The sequence below is a fragment of the Colwellia sp. TT2012 genome, from assembly GCF_001440345.1.
Taxonomy (GTDB): Bacteria; Pseudomonadota; Gammaproteobacteria; order Enterobacterales; family Alteromonadaceae; genus Colwellia.
In genome coordinates this window covers 671,542-690,274 of the sequence record NZ_LJYX01000021.1, presented here as the reverse complement: position 1 = coordinate 690,274, position 18,733 = coordinate 671,542, and the positions used below count along the sequence as shown (strand labels likewise).

At 40.5% G+C, this 18,733-nt stretch carries 11 protein-coding genes and 1 pseudogene; 8 read left to right on the top strand and 4 right to left on the bottom strand.

The window, feature by feature from the left end:
• Positions 1-15: 15 nt before the first annotated feature.
• From aceE to lpdA, 3 genes are all read left to right on the top strand, one after another.
• Positions 16-2,703: a pyruvate dehydrogenase (acetyl-transferring), homodimeric type gene (aceE, locus tag ASU03_RS16945; protein ID WP_057832928.1), complete on the top strand. Its 2,688-nt coding sequence runs from the start codon at positions 16-18 to the stop codon at positions 2,701-2,703.
• 25 nt (positions 2,704-2,728) lie between these two features.
• Positions 2,729-4,411: a dihydrolipoyllysine-residue acetyltransferase gene (gene aceF, locus ASU03_RS16940; protein ID WP_057832927.1), complete on the top strand. Its 1,683-nt coding sequence runs from the start codon at positions 2,729-2,731 to the stop codon at positions 4,409-4,411.
• Between the two features lie 169 nt (positions 4,412-4,580).
• Positions 4,581-6,014, top strand: a complete 1,434-nt coding sequence (lpdA, locus tag ASU03_RS16935) for a dihydrolipoyl dehydrogenase (RefSeq protein WP_057832926.1) — start codon at positions 4,581-4,583, stop codon at positions 6,012-6,014.
• 85 nt (positions 6,015-6,099) lie between these two features.
• Here the strand turns inward: lpdA and ASU03_RS16930 are convergent, their stop codons facing one another.
• Complete coding sequence (locus ASU03_RS16930; RefSeq protein WP_057832925.1) at positions 6,100-6,711, bottom strand: hypothetical protein; 612 nt, start codon at positions 6,709-6,711, stop codon at positions 6,100-6,102.
• A gap of 599 nt (positions 6,712-7,310) precedes the next feature.
• Between ASU03_RS16930 and ASU03_RS16925 the strand changes: the two genes are divergently transcribed.
• Positions 7,311-10,529, top strand: coding sequence for a glycoside hydrolase family 2 TIM barrel-domain containing protein (locus ASU03_RS16925; RefSeq protein WP_057832924.1), 3,219 nt, complete (start codon positions 7,311-7,313; stop codon positions 10,527-10,529).
• Between the two features lie 302 nt (positions 10,530-10,831).
• Positions 10,832-11,653 (top strand): substrate-binding periplasmic protein, encoded by an 822-nt coding sequence (locus ASU03_RS16920; RefSeq protein ID WP_057832923.1) that lies wholly within the window; start codon positions 10,832-10,834, stop codon positions 11,651-11,653.
• A 40-nt stretch (positions 11,654-11,693) separates the two neighbouring features.
• Here the strand turns inward: ASU03_RS16920 and ASU03_RS16915 are convergent, their stop codons facing one another.
• On the bottom strand, positions 11,694-12,407 hold the full coding sequence (locus tag ASU03_RS16915) for a DUF2182 domain-containing protein (RefSeq protein ID WP_057832922.1): 714 nt from the start codon (positions 12,405-12,407) through the stop codon (positions 11,694-11,696).
• A 46-nt stretch (positions 12,408-12,453) separates the two neighbouring features.
• Positions 12,454-13,092, bottom strand: a complete 639-nt coding sequence (locus ASU03_RS16910) for a DUF1326 domain-containing protein (RefSeq protein ID WP_057183061.1) — start codon at positions 13,090-13,092, stop codon at positions 12,454-12,456.
• 424 nt (positions 13,093-13,516) lie between these two features.
• Here ASU03_RS16910 and ASU03_RS16905 point away from each other — a divergent pair, with 424 nt between their 5' ends.
• Positions 13,517-13,894, top strand: a complete 378-nt coding sequence (locus ASU03_RS16905; protein WP_057832921.1) for a hypothetical protein — start codon at positions 13,517-13,519, stop codon at positions 13,892-13,894.
• A 120-nt stretch (positions 13,895-14,014) separates the two neighbouring features.
• Here the strand turns inward: ASU03_RS16905 and ASU03_RS16900 are convergent, their stop codons facing one another.
• A complete protein-coding gene (locus tag ASU03_RS16900; protein WP_057832920.1) occupies positions 14,015-16,825 on the bottom strand; it encodes a bifunctional aconitate hydratase 2/2-methylisocitrate dehydratase in 2,811 nt (936 codons plus the stop codon).
• A 303-nt stretch (positions 16,826-17,128) separates the two neighbouring features.
• Here ASU03_RS16900 and ASU03_RS21600 point away from each other — a divergent pair.
• Both ASU03_RS21600 and ASU03_RS16895 read left to right on the top strand, forming a co-directional pair.
• Positions 17,129-17,239, top strand: a pseudogene (locus ASU03_RS21600) (fluoroquinolone resistance protein); the annotation flags it as partial.
• 193 nt (positions 17,240-17,432) lie between these two features.
• On the top strand, positions 17,433-18,728 hold the full coding sequence (locus tag ASU03_RS16895; protein ID WP_231731620.1) for an efflux RND transporter periplasmic adaptor subunit: 1,296 nt from the start codon (positions 17,433-17,435) through the stop codon (positions 18,726-18,728).
• Positions 18,729-18,733: the final 5 nt, after the last annotated feature.

The window sequence follows — 18,733 nt, the reverse complement described above, 5'->3', positions numbered from 1 at the left end:
TGGAGACTAAACAATATGTCAGATCTACCAAATATCGATATTGATTCAGAAGAAACCCAAGAGTGGTTAGAGTCAATGGAGTCTGTATTAGAAAATGAAGGGCCAGAACGTGCTCATCAGTTATTAGAAGCTTTAATTGACCGCGCTCGTCGTGGTGGTACTCACTTACCATTTGATGCGACTACCGCTTATGTTAATACTATTCCACCTGGGCAAGAACCACATATGCCGGCGGATCAAACTATTGAATCACGTATCCGTGCCGCTATTCGTTGGAACGCATTAGTCTTAGTATTACGTGCCTCTAAAAAAGATTTAGAGCTGGGCGGTCACATTGGTAGTTTTGCTTCTGCTTCAACGTTATACGATGTAGGTTTTAACCACTTCTTTAAAGCAGCCTCAGAAAAAGATGGCGGTGATTTTATTTTTGCCCAAGGTCATATTTCTCCCGGCATCTATGCACGTGCCTTTATGGAAGGCCGTTTAACTGAAGAGCAAATGAACAATTTCCGTCAAGAATGTGATGGTAAAGGTTTACCTTCTTATCCACATCCGCATTTAATGGATGACTTCTGGCAGTTCCCAACGGTTTCTATGGGCTTAGGTCCATTACAAGCTATTTACACCGCTCGTTTCTTAAAATACTTAACCGATCGTGGTATTAAAGATTGTTCAGGTCAACGTGTTTACTGTTTCCTCGGTGATGGAGAAACAGATGAACCAGAATCATTAGGTGCTATTGGTTTAGCATCGCGCGAAGGTTTAGATAACCTAACCTTTATCGTTAATTGTAACTTACAGCGTTTAGATGGTCCGGTACGTGGTAATGGTAAAATTATCCAAGAACTTGAAGGTACATTCCGTGGCGCAGGCTGGGAAGTAATAAAAGTTATTTGGGGTTCATATTGGGATCCACTTATTGCTCGTGATACTTCGGGTAAATTATTGCAGTTAATGAACGAAACCGTTGATGGTGAATACCAAAACTGTAAAGCGAAAGGTGGTAAGTACACCCGCGAAAATTTCTTTAATAAGTACCCTGAAACTAAAGCTATGGTTGCTAATATGTCTGATGACGATATCTGGCGTTTAAACCGTGGTGGTCATGACCCAGTGAAAGTTTATGCGGCTTATCAAAAAGCCATGGACACTAAAGGTCGTCCAACGGTTATTCTGGCGAAAACGGTGAAGGGTTTTGGTCTGGGCGCTTCGGGTGAAGCATTAAATATCGCTCATAATGTTAAGAAAATGGATCTAGAGTCTATTAAACATTATCGCGATCGTTTTAATATTCCGGTTAGTGATGAAGAGATTGCCGATTTACCGTTCTTTAAATTTTCTGAAGACAGTGAAGAATATAAATACATGAAAGCCCGTCGTGAAGCCTTAGGTGGTTCATTACCAGTGCGTCGTAAGCAAGCGGAAGAAAGTTTAGAAATTCCATCGCTTAAAGTATTTGATGCAATTTTAAAAGGCTCAGGTGAGCGTGAAGTCTCTTCAACTATGACTTTTGTGCGAGTATTGAATGCCTTATTAAAAGATAAGAAAATTGGTAAACGTATCGTACCAATCATTCCTGATGAAGCACGTACCTTTGGTATGGAAGGCCTATTCCGTCAAGTGGGTATTTACGCTAACGAAGGGCAAAAATATATTCCTCAAGATGCGGATCAAGTTGCTTATTATCGTGAAGATAAAAAAGGCCAAGTATTACAAGAAGGTATTAACGAGTTAGGTGCTATGGCATCTTGGATCGCTGCAGGTACTTCTTATTCTACTTGTAATGTCGTCACTATTCCGTTCTACATCTACTACTCAATGTTTGGTTTTCAACGTGTTGGTGATTTAGCCTGGGCCGCAGGCGATAGCCAAACACGTGGTTTCTTATTAGGTGCTACTGCGGGTCGTACCACACTTAACGGTGAAGGTCTCCAACATCAAGATGGTCATTCACATGTGCAAGCGGGTTTAATTCCTAACTGTGTCACTTATGATCCAACCTATGGTTATGAAATTGCGGTAATCATTCGTGAAGGTTTACGTCGTATGTACGAAGAAAATGAAAACATCTTCTTCTACTTAACTTTAATGAATGAAAACTATAAACATCCGGCCTTGCCAGAAAATAAAGAAGTTACTGATCAAATCATTAAAGGTATTTACCAACTTGAGCAAGTTGCACCTAGCAAAGGTAAGAGTAAAGCTATAGCAAATGTACAGTTGATGGGTTCAGGTACCATTTTAGAAAAAGTACGTGAAGCGGCGCAAATTTTAGCGAACGATTATAATGTGTCTAGTGATGTTTACTCAGTAACTTCATTTAATGAGCTGACTCGTGATGGTCAAGATGTATCGCGTTGGAATATGCTGCACCCAGAAAGTGAGCAACGTGTAGCTTATATCTCTAAAATTATTACTAAAGACGCAGGTCCTGCGATTGCTGCTACGGATTACATCAAAAACTATTCAGAGCAAGTTCGTGCATATATCAACACTGAATATCGTTGTTTAGGTACCGATGGTTTTGGTCGTAGTGATAGTCGCGCTAACTTACGTACTCACTTTGAAGTGAATGCCGCCTATATTGTTGTGGCGTCATTATTTGAATTGGCTAATCGTGGTGATATTAAACGTACAGTCGTTACTGAAGCAATTAAGCGCTTCAATATCGATACTGAAAAACTTAACCCACTTTACGCATAATTAGCATCTAGATAAGGAAAATATAATGTCTATTGAAAAAATCCTAGTCCCTGATGTTGGTGGCGATGAAGTTGAAATTATTGAAATTTGTTTTGCTGTTGGTGATAGCTTAGAAGCCGATGAAGGTATTATAACCGTAGAAACTGACAAGGCTTCTATGGATATTCCAGCACCATTTACCGGTAAGCTAGTGAGCTTATCGGTAAGTGTTGGTGATAAAATCAAAGAAGGTGATCTTATTGCTGAGATGGAAGCTGCAGGTGCTGAGTCATCAGCTGAACCTGAAGCGACTCCCGCTGCTACGCCAGTAACGGTTGCAGCCCCTGCGGTTGTTGAAACTCCCGCTGCAGCTGTTGTTGAAGCAGCACCGGTCGCTACAGCAGTTGCTAGCGCCGCTGAAATCATTGAAATTTCGGTGCCTGATATTGGTGAAGACGGTGAAGTTGAAGTTATCGATGTACTTGTTAGCGTTGGTGATGTCATTGAAGAAGAAGATGGCTTAATCACGCTAGAAACCGATAAAGCCACTATGGATGTGCCATCAACCCATGCCGGTACGGTTAAAGAAGTATTTATTAGTAACGGTGACAAGGTTAAGCAAGGTTCATTAATAATCAAGCTTGAAACTGCTGGCAGTGAAGCCGCCGCTATTGTGGCTCCCGCTGTTGCAGCTGCTCCGGCACCTGCAGTAGCAGTAGCCGCGCCAACTGTTACCCCAACAACCGCGCCTAAGGCTGCGCCAGTACCACATCACCCACAACTAGGTACTGTTAGTAAAGGCAGTATTTACACCTCACCGTCAATTCGCCGCTTGGCGCGCGAATTTGGCGTAGATTTAACCTTAGTTAAAGGCACAGGTCGTAAAAACCGCATCTTAAAAGACGATGTGCAATCATACGTTAAATATGAATTATCTCGTCCTAAAGCCAATGCGGGTAGCTCAGTTGCTGCTGGTGAAGGTGGTTTGCAAGTGGTTAGTGCCAGAACGATAGATTTTTCTAAATTTGGTAACATTGAAACTAAGCCATTATCACGCATTCAGAAGATTTCTGGACCCTTCTTACATCGTAACTGGGTAACTATTCCACATGTTACTCAATTTGATGAAGCAGATATCACTAACGTTGAAGCTTTCCGTAAAGAGCAAAACGTACTTTGTGAAAAACAAAAGCTTGGTTTTAAAATTACGCCATTGGTATTTGTTTTAAAAGCGGCGGCAAATGCGTTGCGCGCTTTCCCGACGTTTAACTCAAGCTTGAGTGAAGATGGTGAAAGCTTAATTTTGAAAAAGTACATCCACATTGGTATTGCCGTTGATACACCAAACGGTTTAGTTGTGCCGGTAGTGCGCGATGTTGATCAAAAAGGTATTCACCAGTTATCGCGTGAATTACTTGAAATCAGCATGAAAGCACGTGATGGAAAATTAAAGGCAACTGATATGCAAGGTGGTTGTTTTACTATTTCTAGTCTTGGCGGTATTGGTGGTACAGCGTTTACGCCAATTGTTAATGCCCCAGAGGTGGCTATTTTAGGTGTTTCTAAATCAGAAATGAAACCTAAGTGGAATGGTAAAGAGTTTGAACCTAAGCTAATGCTACCACTATCAATGTCTTACGATCATCGTGTCATTGATGGTGCCTTAGCCGCACGCTTCACAGTACACCTTGCTGCTGTAATGTCTGACATTCGTAAATTGATACTGTAGGCGGGAATTTATTCGCGCGGCTATATATCCTTTAGTCGATATAAAGCAATTAATATTAGCGAAATTCAACGGATAAGCGTAGAATTTCGCCATAAAAATTTAAAATAGCTATTCAAGAAAACCTCAATACAAAGTATTGGGTTTTTCTTAACTAATAATGAGGAAAATTATGAGTAACGATATCAAAACTCAAGTAGTAATCTTAGGTGCGGGCCCAGGCGGCTATTCAGCAGCATTTCGCGCAGCAGATCTAGGCTTAGATGTAGTACTAGTAGAAAGCCGTAAAACATTAGGTGGCGTTTGTTTAAATGTGGGTTGTATCCCATCTAAAGCCTTACTTCACGTAGCTAAAGTTATTGATGATGCAGCAGCAATGGCATCTCACGGTGTTACTTTTGGTAAGCCTGAAATCGATTTAGACAAAATTCGTAGCTGGAAAGATAGTGTAACTGCACAGCTTACTGGTGGTTTATCGGGTATGGCAAAAAGCCGTAAAGTAACCACAGTTTATGGTTACGGTAAATTTACTTCTGATAAAACTATCGAAGTTGCAGGTAATGACGGCGAAACAACGACTATTACTTTTGATAATGCCATTATTGCGGCAGGTTCATCAGTGGTTAACTTACCATTCATTCCAACCGATGACCCGCGTGTTATTGATTCTACCGGCGCGTTAGAGCTTAAAGACGTACCAGCTGAAATGTTAGTATTGGGTGGCGGAATCATTGGCCTAGAAATGGGTACTGTATATAAGGCCTTAGGTTCTAATGTATCTGTTGTTGAGTTTGCTGACCAATTAGTGCCAGCGGCTGATAAAGATATTGTTCGAGTTTATACCAACTACAACAAGAAAAAATTCAACATTATGTTGTCTACTAAAGTTGTCGCAGTTGAAGCAAAAGATGACGGTTTATACGTTACTTTTGAAGGTAAAAAAGCACCAAGCGACCCAGTACGTTACGACAAAATTTTAGTTGCTGTTGGCCGTAAGCCAAACGGTCACTTAGTTGCTGCTGACAAAGCTGGCGTAAATGTTGATGAACGTGGTTTCATTAACGTTACTAAAGAATTACGTACTAACGTACCGCACATCTTCGCTATTGGTGATGTTGTTGGTCAACCTATGCTTGCGCATAAAGCGGTTCATGAAGCACATTGTGCTGCAGAAGTTATTTCTGGTAAGAAACATGAATTTGACCCACGTTGCATTCCTTCAATTGCTTATACTGATCCAGAAATGGCTTGGGTTGGCGTTACTGAAGCTGAAGCAAAAGAGCAAGGTTTGAACATCGAAGTGGCTAACTTCCCATGGGCTGCTTCTGGTCGTGCTATTGCTTCTGCACGTACTGAAGGTAAAACTAAGATGATCTTTGAAAAAGAAACTGGTCGTGTTCTTGGTGGTGCTATTGTTGGTATCAATGCTGGCGAAATGCTTGGTGAAATTTGTTTAGCTATTGAAATGGGCGCTGATGCTGAAGATCTTGCCTTAACTATCCATGCTCACCCAACGTTAAATGAATCCATTGGCTTAGCGGCAGAAATCTTTGAAGGCTCAATCACTGATTTACCCAATGCTAAAGCAGCTAAAAAGAAAAAGTAATATTGTTTAGCTTATAAAGATATAAATGATTAAAAAAACCAGTTCCTTATCTAAAGTAACTGGTTTTTTTTAGGTTAAATTATTATTAAAACTTATCTTCTTTATAATACAAGTTAACAGGTATAGCTAAACAACTGGTAAGAAATTCTTCTGCATATGTTTCTCCTTTACCTTGGTATTGCCAACCTAGCGTTAGCGCTATTTGCGTGGGTCTAAAATTGCCATTATTGCTTTGCTCTTCAGTAAAGGGGTACTTAACGCCATTGCCTTGCATAAGCTTATCTTTAGTGAGCGGATTGCGCTCTAGTGTAGATAAATTATCTGCCCTTTGCGCAAAATCGACAAAAAAGCTGACGGATGCTTGGCAGTAATCAAAACGCTTCTTTTTAGCCGCTAATAGGCTTTCTTCAGGTGTCATTAAGCGTCGCGGATGACCAGTCGTTGCTTCTTCGGTAAGGTTCTTTTTGATGGCCTGGTAAAATATCGAGTAGGGGTTATCCATTAAAGCTAATTTAGTGTGCATCTTTGGCCAGGTCTGTAAATTTAACTGTTTGTTAAATTCAGTGGCCACTTCCGCACTCATGTCAGTGGTTATTGCCATAGCGTTTGCCATAAAACTAAAAAGTGCTACTAGGCTCACTCCAGTGAACGTTAAAGCGCGAAGATACTGACAGTAAATATTTTTATTTGTTTGCATACTATTTTTCTTCTTATTGTTTGGTTTACCAGCAACAGCTTAATTTATTTTAAATGATTATCCTACTTTTTATTATGACAGCTTCGATCACATGCTAAAAGAACATGGTAGGGCATATACCCGTTACCATTCAAGAAGCATGTTTCAGAGTGCTTGAGCAATTTCAATTCAAGGCGCTGTGATGAAATAATGGTTGTTCAGGAGAATATGCTCAGGATAATTGCTCCTGCATTCTCTAATCAGCTCCATCCATGTAGCGTCATTATGAGTTACAGCAACGATGAAGTGATGTTGCTCAAACCCTTCTTCGATGGGTTTAAAATGACTTTATACCGCGTTAAATAATTAAACCATAGAATGACTATGCTTCCATTGTTTCCCTTGCCTAAAGCTATTTTAATTCCCACTGAAATCGAGCACTTTGAATGGTAACGGGTATATATTTGAGCTAAAACGGAATCCATGGCTTATTACGGTGAGCGTCCTTAGTTGCCAGCGCGATAAAGTCATTTTTAACGAGAAAATAACGGTAAAATACTTGAACTAGTTTAAGGTCATTCGTATTATACAAGTACATTGTATACAATATGGTATTTTAAATGAAAGCTAGTTTGTTGTTTGTTATCCTTGGCGTCACTTTTTTTACATCCAGTGTTTTCGCCAAACAGGTGCGCGAACCTTGGCAAGACCATCAAGTATTTGCCATCAATAAGTTGGCACCTCATGCGAGCTTTTTCCCCTTTAGCACAGTCAATGCAGCACTTGATGACAATAAAGAGCACAGTGATAACTTTATTCTACTCAATGGCCTGTGGCAATTTGACTGGCAACGCTCCCCTAAAGATAAACCGCAGGGCTTCGAGCAAAAGGTTTTTGACGATGCTAACTGGTCACAAATTCCTGTGCCGGGTAATTGGGAAGTTGAAGGCTTTGGCTATCCGATCTATTTAGATGAACGTTTCCCTTTTAGCACCACATGGCCAGATGTGCCAAAGGATTATAATCCTATTGGTTCCTACCGAAAACCATTCACCTTACCTAAAAGTTGGCAAAATAAGCAGGTCATTTTACATATAGGTGCCGCTAAATCATCCTTAGATGTCTGGTTAAATGGTAAAAAAGTCGGTTTTAGTCAAGGCTCAAAAACACCAGCAGAATTTGATTTAACACCGTATCTTGATGAGGGAGAAAACGTATTAGCCTTACAAATACGCCGTTGGACTGATGCCAGCTACCTAGAAAGCCAAGATATGTTGCGTATATCAGGAATCGAACGTGATGTTTACCTGTATGCCCGAGAGCAACAGCATATTGTTGATTTTTATGCCAAGCCCAAGTTAAGTAAAAATTTTAGCCAAGCAGAATTTAGTGTCACTGTCGATGTTAACAACCTGGCGAAAAGTAACAGCGGAAAATTAACGGTGGCTTATCAATTGCTAGATCCCAGTAATCACTTAAAGGCAGTTATTTCTGCGGAAAAAATAATTAACATTAACAGCGAGGGTAAACAACAAGTGAGTTTTTCGGGCTCCTTTGCCAAGCCAAGGTTATGGAATGCGGAAACACCTAATTTATATACTTTATTAATCACCTTAACCGATGAAAATGGTCGGGTGCTCACCGCGATTAAAGATGATATTGGCTTTCGTCATATTGAAATTATAAATAGTCAGCTAACGGTTAATGGCAAGGCTATTTATATTCGTGGTGTTGATAGACATGAGACCTCACCCAAACATGGTCATGTGGTAACTAAAGCCTTAATGGAGCAGGATATTAAATTGATGAAGCAATTTAATATCAATGCTGTCCGTTCAAGTCACTATCCGAATGACCCGTATTGGTATGATTTAACCGACAAATATGGCCTGTATGTTATCGATGAAGCCAATATAGAATCGCATCCATTAGCCATTAATGAAAAGACGCAACTGGGTAATGAAATGAGTTGGTTACCGGCCCATTTAGATCGTACCAAGCGCATGTTTGAACGTGATAAAAACCATCCGTCTATTATTATCTGGTCTTTGGGTAATGAAGCGGGGGAGGGTAAAGTTTTTGCAGCGACCTATCAGTGGCTAAAAGAGCATGATGATAGCCGACTGGTGCAATATGAACCAGCAGGTGAAGAGCACTACACCGATATTTTTGCGCCTATGTATCCATCAATTGAGCGCTTAGAAAAATACGCAAAATCAAAACCCCATCGTCCAGCCATAATGATTGAATATGCTCATGCCATGGGTAATTCAGTGGGTAATTTACAAGATTATTGGGATGTTATTGAAAAGTATGATGTATTGCAAGGTGGCTTTATTTGGGACTGGGTTGATCAATCTTTAGAATACACCAATAGTAATGGCGTGAAATACTGGGCCTACGGTAAAGATTTTCATCCTAATTTACCCAGTGATGGTAATTTTCTTAATAATGGCTTAGTGAATCCTAACAGAGAGCCACATCCACATTTATTCGAGGTGAAGAAAGTCTATCAGCCGGTTAAATTTACTGCCCAAGATTTAACTAAAGCTAGCTTTACTATCACTAACAAATTTGCTTTTAGTAACCTAAGCCAATATGACTTGCAATGGTTGTTAACGGCAGATGGTGAATTGGTTGCTCAAGGTCAGCGCGCTATGGCTGATATTGCTGCCGGTAAGACTAAAGTCATTACGCTTAAAAAAGTATTGAACCATTTACCTATGAGTAGTAATAAAGAGTACTTTTTAACGGTTAAAATGGTGGTAAATAAGCCGCAACCATTATTAGATAGCGGTCATGAAGTTGCCTTTGAGCAATTTAAAATGCCAGTGAAATATCAGGCAGATAAGGTACAGATCGGAGCAGATAAAGCATTACAGCGTATTGAGGCTAACGGTCAGTTAACACTATTTAATGATAACGTAGCGGTAGCATTCAGTCAGAAAACGGGCTGGTTAACCACGTTTACCTATCAAGGAAAGTCATTAATATCGCCATTGGTTAAGCAACCGTTAATGGTAAATTTTTGGCGGGCACCAACCGATAATGATCTAGGTAATGGTCTCCAAAAAAGAGCAAAAATATGGCAACAGGCTGCGCATAGTTTACAGTTAGTTAAGCTTTCTAGTATGACAGAGAATGCAAGTATCTTGGTTAAAGCGATATACTCGAGTGACTTATTTGTTGGTAGCTACCAAGTAAATTATCAAATATCAACTAATGGACGAATACATGTGTCCAGCAAGCTAAATTTGGCCGATGAGCAAGAGTTAGCTGATATACCACGCATGGGAATGCAGTTGGTTATGCCGGGGGAGTTTCAATTTATTAGCTGGTTTGGACGTGGGCCACACGAAAACTACGCTGACAGAAAAACCTCTGCCGCTATTGGTTTATATCAAGCGGCAGTGAAAGAGCAAATTCACCATTACGCTAGACCCCAAGAAAATGCTAATAAAACAGACGTACGTTGGTTGGCAATGATAAGCCCTACTGGTGCTGGTTTATTAGCGGTAGGTGACAAGCCACTGAGCGTAAGTGCTTGGCCTTATTTACAACAAGATATTGACTTTGTTGACGGAAGGGACGGCAGCGCTTCCGCTTCAGGTCTAGTGCCAGTGACCAGTAAACATGGTGCAGAATTAATAATGCGTGACTTGGTGACTGTCAATATTGATGATAAACAAATGGGCGTCGGAGGTGATACTTCTTGGGGGCGACTAGTACATGCAGCCTACCGTATTCCTGCAAAAAGCTATCAGTATGGTTTTACCCTAGTGCCTTTTATTGATGAAAATGATTTAGCCAAGCTTGCTCGTAGCGTAGAAAAAAAATAATGCGGCAAGCAACCGCAGAAAGTTAAGAAAACACCGTAGTCACCACTAAATTTTTTGATGGTGTATTTGATGGTGTATAGGGTAAAACGTTAACAAAAAAACTTATCGCTATTGACCGATTTTGTCAGTAGCCTTGTTTATCGCCACTAGGTCTTATTTACTTTGGTCTTAACTTTACTTGCCATAAACTCGCTAGCTAAAGCGGTTAGCTGTGCTTTATGCCGAGTAATGTTAAAGCATTAACACTCTAAAATTATTTGTGCTTAACTAACTATTAGGTGACGCTATTTTTTAGTTTTTACATGAACAAATATGCCATTATTTTTATCATTGTTGTTACTTTTTATGCTGCTATAAAACCTAACCATTCAATAGCAGCAAATGGCCAAGATAACGCAAGTCAAAGCAAGGTAACTCTTACTATTGCTGCGGATAATTGGTGTCCATTTAATTGCCAGCCAAATTCAGATTATCCAGGTTATATGATTGAAATTGCTCAGCAAGTGTTTGCTGAGCATAATATCAAAATTAACTATCAAATCATTCCCTGGTCAAGAGCCTTACAACTTTGTCGTGCAGGAATCATATCAGCAGTGGTTGGTGGTTATATATCCGATGCGCCAGATTTTATTTATCCATTGAATGAGCAGGGCTTGATTGCTTTTAGTTTCTTTAGCTTAAAGCCAGGCCATTGGCGCTATCAAGGGCCGGCATCCTTGGATAACCAGCTGCTAGCAGTTGCCAATGGCTATGCCTATACCGAAAGCCTAGATAGCTATATAAAATTACATCAAGCCGATGCTACGCGCATTTATAGCGCTTATGGCAATAAGCCATTAATTGAAAACATAACGCTACTGGAACAGGGCTTAATAGATGTTCTGGTCGAAACAGAAGCCGTATTTTGGTATACCAGTAAGCAATCTAATCGGCAGGAAAAATTTAATATGGCTGGCCTTCTTGCTCCGGCTAAACCTGCTTATATTGCTTTTTCTCCTGCTATTGAAGCATCAACAGAGTATGCAGATATCTTATCTAAGGGCATTGTTCGACTACGCACTAATGGTGAGTTAGCACGTATATTGGCTAAATATGGTTTAAGTGATTGGCAAGAGAGTCCTTAGTTGTCAGTTTAGCTTTCATGTGCCAGATCACTATCAACATTTAAGTCATAAGCCACATATAGCAGGCCAAAAACACTAATAATGCGCCTAGTATTTTGCTAAATAATAGGCCATATGAAAATAGTTTTTCCAAGGCCACTATCAGCGTTAAGGCAATGATCCAGGGTAAACTCATCACGCCAAAAACCAAGAGCAAGGCCATTAACAGCCAGCAACAGCCAAGACAGTATTGACCATGGCTAAAACCCATGTTAATGGCGCCATAAATTCCTTCTTGCCAAGAGGAGGTTAAAAATCCCAACGGTGAGCGACAATGATGTAAGCAGCGCTGTTTAATAGGTAACCATTGATACACTCCAGTAATTAAGAGTATTAAGCAGGTAAACTCAAGCTGTGCGCTGTTCATCATCGGAGTTAATAAGGCTAGATGATGTAACCACCATTGCAGCAAGGTAATCGCTAAACTATAGCCAAACCAAGCGAGTAAGTAGCCAACAATAAAATAAAAACTTGCCGCGTAAGGGGCATTGCGCGCCTTACGTTGATTATTAATTTTGTCAATTAAATGCATTATGGGCAAGGCCGAAGGTAACATCATACCCGCCATCATGATGGCCCACATACTAAACAGCACAATGATATCGAGGTAACTCCATTGGGCAACAGGAGTCATGTTCATCGTCATTAGAAAAAATAGGTAATACCAAGCCGCCAAAATAATGCTTAAAGCCGTGTACAGTGGCCAGTGTTTCATCAAATGAGTGGCTCGGAACCTGTGCAAGCTTGCCCTTATCACGATACTAGCTATTAGCCCAATTCACTTCGGCTTTGGCGGCAAAGCCACCGACATGCTCAAACGACAGCATATTATGTTTGATTGACATGGTTTTACTGGTGCCTATGATGCCATCATTCCAAAAGAAACCACCATCAGGGTAAGTTATATGGACATTTTGATCTTCGCCATTCATTGGATTTATCAAGGGTGTTTGTTCTACTGCAAGCACGTCAGCAATGCTAAAACTGGCGTGTTTATCATCCGTTTTCATGTCGATTTTTACTACTATGGGTCCTTCCATCTCCGAGAATGTCCCCGCTAACGCTTCAAAGGGCATGCCGCCAAACTGACCGGAAAAAATGCCACCAATAGCCGCAACTTGTTCAGTAGATGCGGCAGAGTCGATAAATAACAAAGCTTTACCATCACCTTGATGAATCGCTTTTGGCCAAGCCGCAGCAAAAACAACTTTTATTCCGCTCAGATCTAAACTGTCTAAATGACCGTTTTTAACATAAAAACCAAGTAATGCTTCACAACTGCCGGACTCACTATCAGGAAAACCGGAGAACTGACAACCACAGCCGTGACTACAATTACAGCATTCAATTTGGTGCATAGCGAGCGACCAAACGTTTTCATTAGATTTTTCACTGGACATGAGAACCACCGTAAAAAGTTAATAGACAAGTTGTTATTATAGGTTGTTTTTTGTCCACTGAAGCAGATTAGCGCTAATAACTAGGTGACCAAGCACACTGAACGGAGCATAAAGAGCTGTCGGATGATAAAGGGGTCTATTGCTAGTGATGGGTATATATATGGCTCTGTTGTAGCTTGGTGTTGTTGAGTAAACGAGCGAGACGCATACCCCTCCATGGGGCTCCACATAAGCATCAGGACAGTGTGCTCCTGCACTGTCTAATAAGGGTATATCCATATACCGTCATGCTTGTGAAGCTCGATCTTATCACATCAGCAACACCTTCCTTTAAATCAGTGTGTTACATTATAGACAACAGTGTTCTATATATACCCTTTAGCTTTGCTAAACTTATAATCTAAGAGTTATAAGGAGAATGACTATGATAATTATAACGATAACACTGAGCAGGAAAAGTGTGCTACTGCTGCTATCTGTACTGTTTTTATCGGCTTGCGCTGGCCCAAGTACAACGGTTTTAGCTCAAGTCGAATCACAGTGGGATTTTGATCACCAGCTACAATTTAAAAAAACTCAATTTGATGATAATAATTATCAGCTTGAGGTGATTTCTAATAATAAAGGCAATTTTGAACGTTTATCTGCTTTTTTATTACGCCGTAGTTACTTAATTTGTGGTACTTATGGTTACAAGTTGGAGTTAATTACCGGGGTGGAAAGCTTTGATTATTCGCGCGCTTCGCCCAATTTAATTATGCCTAACTTAACCGCTAAGCTTGAGTGTCCATTAAGTAATTAATGCGTCCAAGCGGTAATAATATCTAGGCAAAAAAAGGAGGGTTACTTACTATAAGTAACCCTCCTGCTTTATTCTTTTGAGCTATTAAAATAGAGCGGCTAGCTAGCTCCTAGTAAGGAACTAGACTAGTTTAATTGGCACAGCTTCACCGGTGAACTTAGTGGTCATCTCATGTGTCGGTGGCGTGAACTTAGTTAAGTTAATACCTTCTACCGCACTTTTATACTCTGCAAGGGTAGGGAAGCGACCCAGCATAGTTGCAAGCACAACGAGAGGTGTTGAACCCAATAATGATTCACCTTTTTTCTCTGCAGTATCTGCTACCACACGACCTTGGAATAAACGTGTCGACGTAGCAATTACTGTATCGCCTGGTTCAGCTTTCTCTTGGTTACCCATACATAAGTTACAACCTGGGCGTTCAAGGTACATGATGTTTTCGTACTTAGTACGAGCCGCACCTTTTGGATGTGCATCATCGAATTCAAAACCGGAATACTTTTGTAAAATTTCCCAGTCACCTTCAGCTTTGAGTTCATCAACAATGTTGTATGTTGGTGGCGCGACCACTAAGGGGGCTTTAAATTCAATCTTCTGACCTTGTGCCTCCATGTTGCGCAACATTTGGGCAATGATTTGCATGTCACCTTTATGAACCATGCAAGAACCAACAAAACCTAAATCTACTTTTTTGCTGCCTTTATAGTATGAAACAGGTCTAATGGCATCATGGGTATAACGTTTTGAAACATCTTCATTGTTTACGTCAGGATCAGCAATCATAGGCTCGTCAATAGCATCTAAATCAACCACCACTTCTGCGTAATACTTAGCGGTATCATCTGGTGCTAATGCAGGAGTAGTGCCTGATTTGATGCCATCGATACGTTTGTCAGCTATAGCAATTAAACCGTTAAGTGTTTTCGCTTGGTTATCCATACCTTTATTGATCATAATCTGAATACGATTCTTAGCGAGTTCAAGTGATTGCACTAAGGTGTCATCTTCAGAAATACAGATAGAGGCTTTTGCTTTCATCTCTGCCGACCAATCGGTAAAAGTGAATGCTTGGTCAGCTAATAAAGTACCAATGTGTACTTCAATCACCCGACCTTGGAAGACATTCTCGCCACCAAATTGCTTAAGCATTTGCATTTGTGTCGCGTGCACGACATCACGGAAATCGACATGGTCTTGCATGTGACCTTTAAAAGTAACTTTAACTGATTCAGGGATTGGCATAGCCGCTTCACCCGTTGCTAATGCGATAGCCACTGTACCTGAGTCGGCACCAAACGCGACGCCTTTAGACATACGAGTATGCGAATCACCACCGATGATGATAGCGCGGTCGTCGACAGTAATATCATTCAATACTTTATGAATAACATCTGTCATCGGCAGGTAAGCGCCTTTAGGATCACGAGCCGTGACAAGACCAAACTTATTCATAAAGCTCATAAGCTTAGGAATGTTCGCTTTTGCTTTGTCATCCCATACCGATGCGGTGTGACAACCAGACTGGTAAGCACCGTCAACGAGTGGAGAAATAGTAGAAGCAGCCATCGCTTCTAACTCTTGGCATGTCATTGGACCGGTAGTATCTTGAGAGCCAATAATGTTTACTGTCACGCGAACATTCGAGCCTGCATGTAATGGAGTTTCTGAAGCAACACCAACTGCGTTACGGTTAAATATTTTTTCAACAGCAGTTAAACCTTGACCTTCATGTGAGATCTCTTTAGATGCTGCGTAAACAGCAGGTGCTTCAACGCCCAAAGTTTCTGCCGAGAATGTTTGTAATTTCTTACCGAATGTAACCGCGTAAGAACCACCTGCTTTCATGAATTCCACTTTTTGTGGAGTGAATGCTGAAGATACGTCAACTAATTCTTTATCACCGTTATATAACTTCTGTGCTTTAGTATCGATAGTTAATACAGTACCCGTAGCTACCGAGTAAGCTTCTTCTAGCACTGCATCGCCATTATCGTCAACAACATTGTTGCCAGTGGCATCTACTTTCTTAACCCAGTTTTTAAGGTCAAGACCAATACCACCAGTTACATCAACAGTAGTCAGGAAGATAGGAGCGATGCCGTTAGTACCTGCAACAACCGGGGCAATGTTAATAAATGGTACGTATGGGCTTGCTTTTTTACCCGCGATCAGTGCCACGTTGTTAACACCAGACATACGAGAAGAACCAACACCCATAGTGCCTTTTTCTGCAATAAGCATCACTTTAGCGTTAGGGTGCTTAACTTGTAATGCTTGTATTTCTGCTTGCGCTTCTGGCGTGATCAAACACTGGCCGTGTAATTCACGGTCAGCACGAGAGTGAGCTTGATGACCAGGAGAAAGTAAGTCAGTTGATATGTCACCTTCACCGGCAATATAAGTAACGATTTCAATCTTTTCTGCTATTTCTGGTAGCTTAGTGAAAAACTCAGCTTGCGCGTAGCTTTCAAGAATATCTTTGGCAATAACATTGCCTGCTTTAAACGCTGTTGCCAGACGAGCGGTATCAGCGTCGTAGAGAAATACTTGAGTTTTTAATACTTCTGCTGCTGGTGCTGCTACTGCTGCGTCATCAGATAAGGCTAAATCAAGAAGTACATCAATTGAAGGGCCGCCTTTCATGTGAGACAACAATTCAAAAGCATAGGTAGGGGTAATTTCTGCTAGGTCGAATTCAGCTAAGATGATTTCTTTTAGGAAAGTCGCTTTTACCCCTGCAGCACTTGTTGTGCCTGGTAAAGTGTTATAGATGAAGAAGTTAAGTGAATCTTCACGATGCTCATTGGCTGAATCTTTAATTTGAGCAATAATCTCAGATAATAACTCCGCGCCATCAATTGGCAAAGGAGCCAATGCTAGATCTTTTTTACGACTGTCAATTTCTTTAAGGTACTCTATATACAAACTCATTCGCTACTCTCTCAGGCAATAGATGCTAATAATATTTGCTAATTAATAGTAACTAGCAGGGACAAATTTTATCTCTATTTTACCTGATTTTCTATGTACTACTAATCATTTGCTTAAATAAGCACTATTCATGTTGGTTATAGTTGGTAGTGGATATAGTTATAGTGGTTATACCACTTTGCTAGTAAATATTTTTTCTGGCAGGTGCGAGTATAGTGGCTTTTGTCGCAGCAACAGGTGTTATGCAACTGAATCAACATTGGTTCGTTTTAAAGGTGAAATGCAGTCAGGTATTACTTTCTGTTATTCGGCAGTAACTTGAGCCATGCTGAAATAAATATCCTAGATCCAGGTAAAGTGAACTTAACTGGCGTGAAAATAAGTAGCTGGCAGCAAGACGAATCACTTGAGTAACTTGGACTTATTGTTTTACCTGATTAATACCACTAGTTAATTTAATTTAATTTGATTTTTTTTAGTAATAGTTTCGAAATCGAAATTATCTGTCAATAAAATCGTCTCGATATCGAGATTAAACACACGAAATTGTAACTGAAATGTAATTAACTGTTTGTATTTAAAAGCTAAGTTATTATTGGTATGACGATTGCTCTATTACAGTCATGAATTATTAATTGGCTTAGTTATGGATATTGTTCGCTCGAAGCAGAAGAAAAAAATTAACTACAAACAATGGCTCGCTATTACTGCTATCTGCGTTGTTGCTTTCGTCTTGATAGTTAATCTCTCAGGAAACTCATCGGCATACCATGTTGATAAATCGGAATTATTGCTTGCTCAAGTACAACGTGGTCAACTCAATATAAGCGTCCGAGGTGTTGGCGTGCTAGTGCCGAAAGATATTCGTTGGGTGGCTACCAATGTTGATGGCCGGGTTGAGCGCATTCTAATTAAGGCTGGCGCTAAGGTAAAAAAAGGTGATTTATTACTGGAGTTATCTAATCCACAATTAGTACAGCAACTAGAAGAAACCAAGTGGCAATTAGAAGAGATGGTCGCCGAAACGAATGCACTCAACGCCTCGTTAGCCTCAGAGTTATTAGATCAAGAAGCCGCGGTCATTAATGAAAAATTGAATCATCAACGAGCGTTACTTACCTATACCGCCCAGAAAAAATTGTTAGACCAAGGCACAGTCGCCGTCTCACACATAGCTCATGAAGAAGTAAAAATAGATGTTGCTCAGTACAAGGAGCGCTGGCAGCTAGAAATAAAACGTCTAAATAAAAAGCAAGAAAGCTTAGTGGCACAAGCCAAGGCTTATCAAGCCAGACTTAACCGCATGCATAAAATTTATCAAAGAGCGCAGCAACAAGTTGAGTCTTTAAAAGTACATGCGACCATGGACAGTATTGTGCAAGCGATGCCAATGGAATTAGGGCAGCGAGTCTTAATGGGCAGTAACCTTGCTCGGTTGGCACGCAGCGAAGAATTTATTGCTGAGCTGCGTATCCCAGAAAAACAAATTAAAGATGTCGAACTTGGTCAAGCAGTCATAGTCGATACCCGCAATAGTAAGATCGTGGGTATTGTGCAACGCATAGATCCCATTGTTAATAATGGCTCAGTGCAAGTTGACATAGAACTTATTGGTGAGATGCCAAAAGATGCTCGTCCAGATTTGACCGTCAATGGTGTTATCACCATTGCCAATATAGCAGACACGCTTTTTGTTAAGCGGCCAATGTTTGCTCAGGAGCATAGCGAGAATTTTGCTTATGTACTGAGAGAAGACGGTAGCCAAGCAGATAAAGTACGCATTCACTTTGGCCAGACATCTACACAATATATTCAAATAACATCAGGCTTAGCGGTCGGAGATAATATTATTATTTCTGATGTTTCAGCTTGGGAAAAACAACAAACTATTAGCGTAAATTAGGAGCA

Bases quoted from the DNA above. Each gene is read 5' to 3' on its own strand.
- lpdA (WP_057832926.1), top strand. From the start codon at position 4,581: ATGAGTAACGATATCAAAACTCAAGTAGTAATCTTAGGTGCGGGCCCA.
- ASU03_RS16900 (WP_057832920.1), bottom strand. From the start codon at position 16,825: ATGAGTTTGTATATAGAGTACCTTAAAGAAATTGACAGTCGTAAAAAA.
- aceE (WP_057832928.1), top strand. From the start codon at position 16: ATGTCAGATCTACCAAATATCGATATTGATTCAGAAGAAACCCAAGAG.
- aceF (WP_057832927.1), top strand. From the start codon at position 2,729: ATGTCTATTGAAAAAATCCTAGTCCCTGATGTTGGTGGCGATGAAGTT.
- ASU03_RS16920 (WP_057832923.1), top strand. From the start codon at position 10,832: ATGAACAAATATGCCATTATTTTTATCATTGTTGTTACTTTTTATGCT.
- ASU03_RS16910 (WP_057183061.1), bottom strand. From the start codon at position 13,092: ATGTCCAGTGAAAAATCTAATGAAAACGTTTGGTCGCTCGCTATGCAC.
- ASU03_RS16925 (WP_057832924.1), top strand. From the start codon at position 7,311: ATGAAAGCTAGTTTGTTGTTTGTTATCCTTGGCGTCACTTTTTTTACA.
- ASU03_RS16905 (WP_057832921.1), top strand. From the start codon at position 13,517: ATGATAATTATAACGATAACACTGAGCAGGAAAAGTGTGCTACTGCTG.
- ASU03_RS16915 (WP_057832922.1), bottom strand. From the start codon at position 12,407: ATGAAACACTGGCCACTGTACACGGCTTTAAGCATTATTTTGGCGGCT.
- ASU03_RS16930 (WP_057832925.1), bottom strand. From the start codon at position 6,711: ATGCAAACAAATAAAAATATTTACTGTCAGTATCTTCGCGCTTTAACG.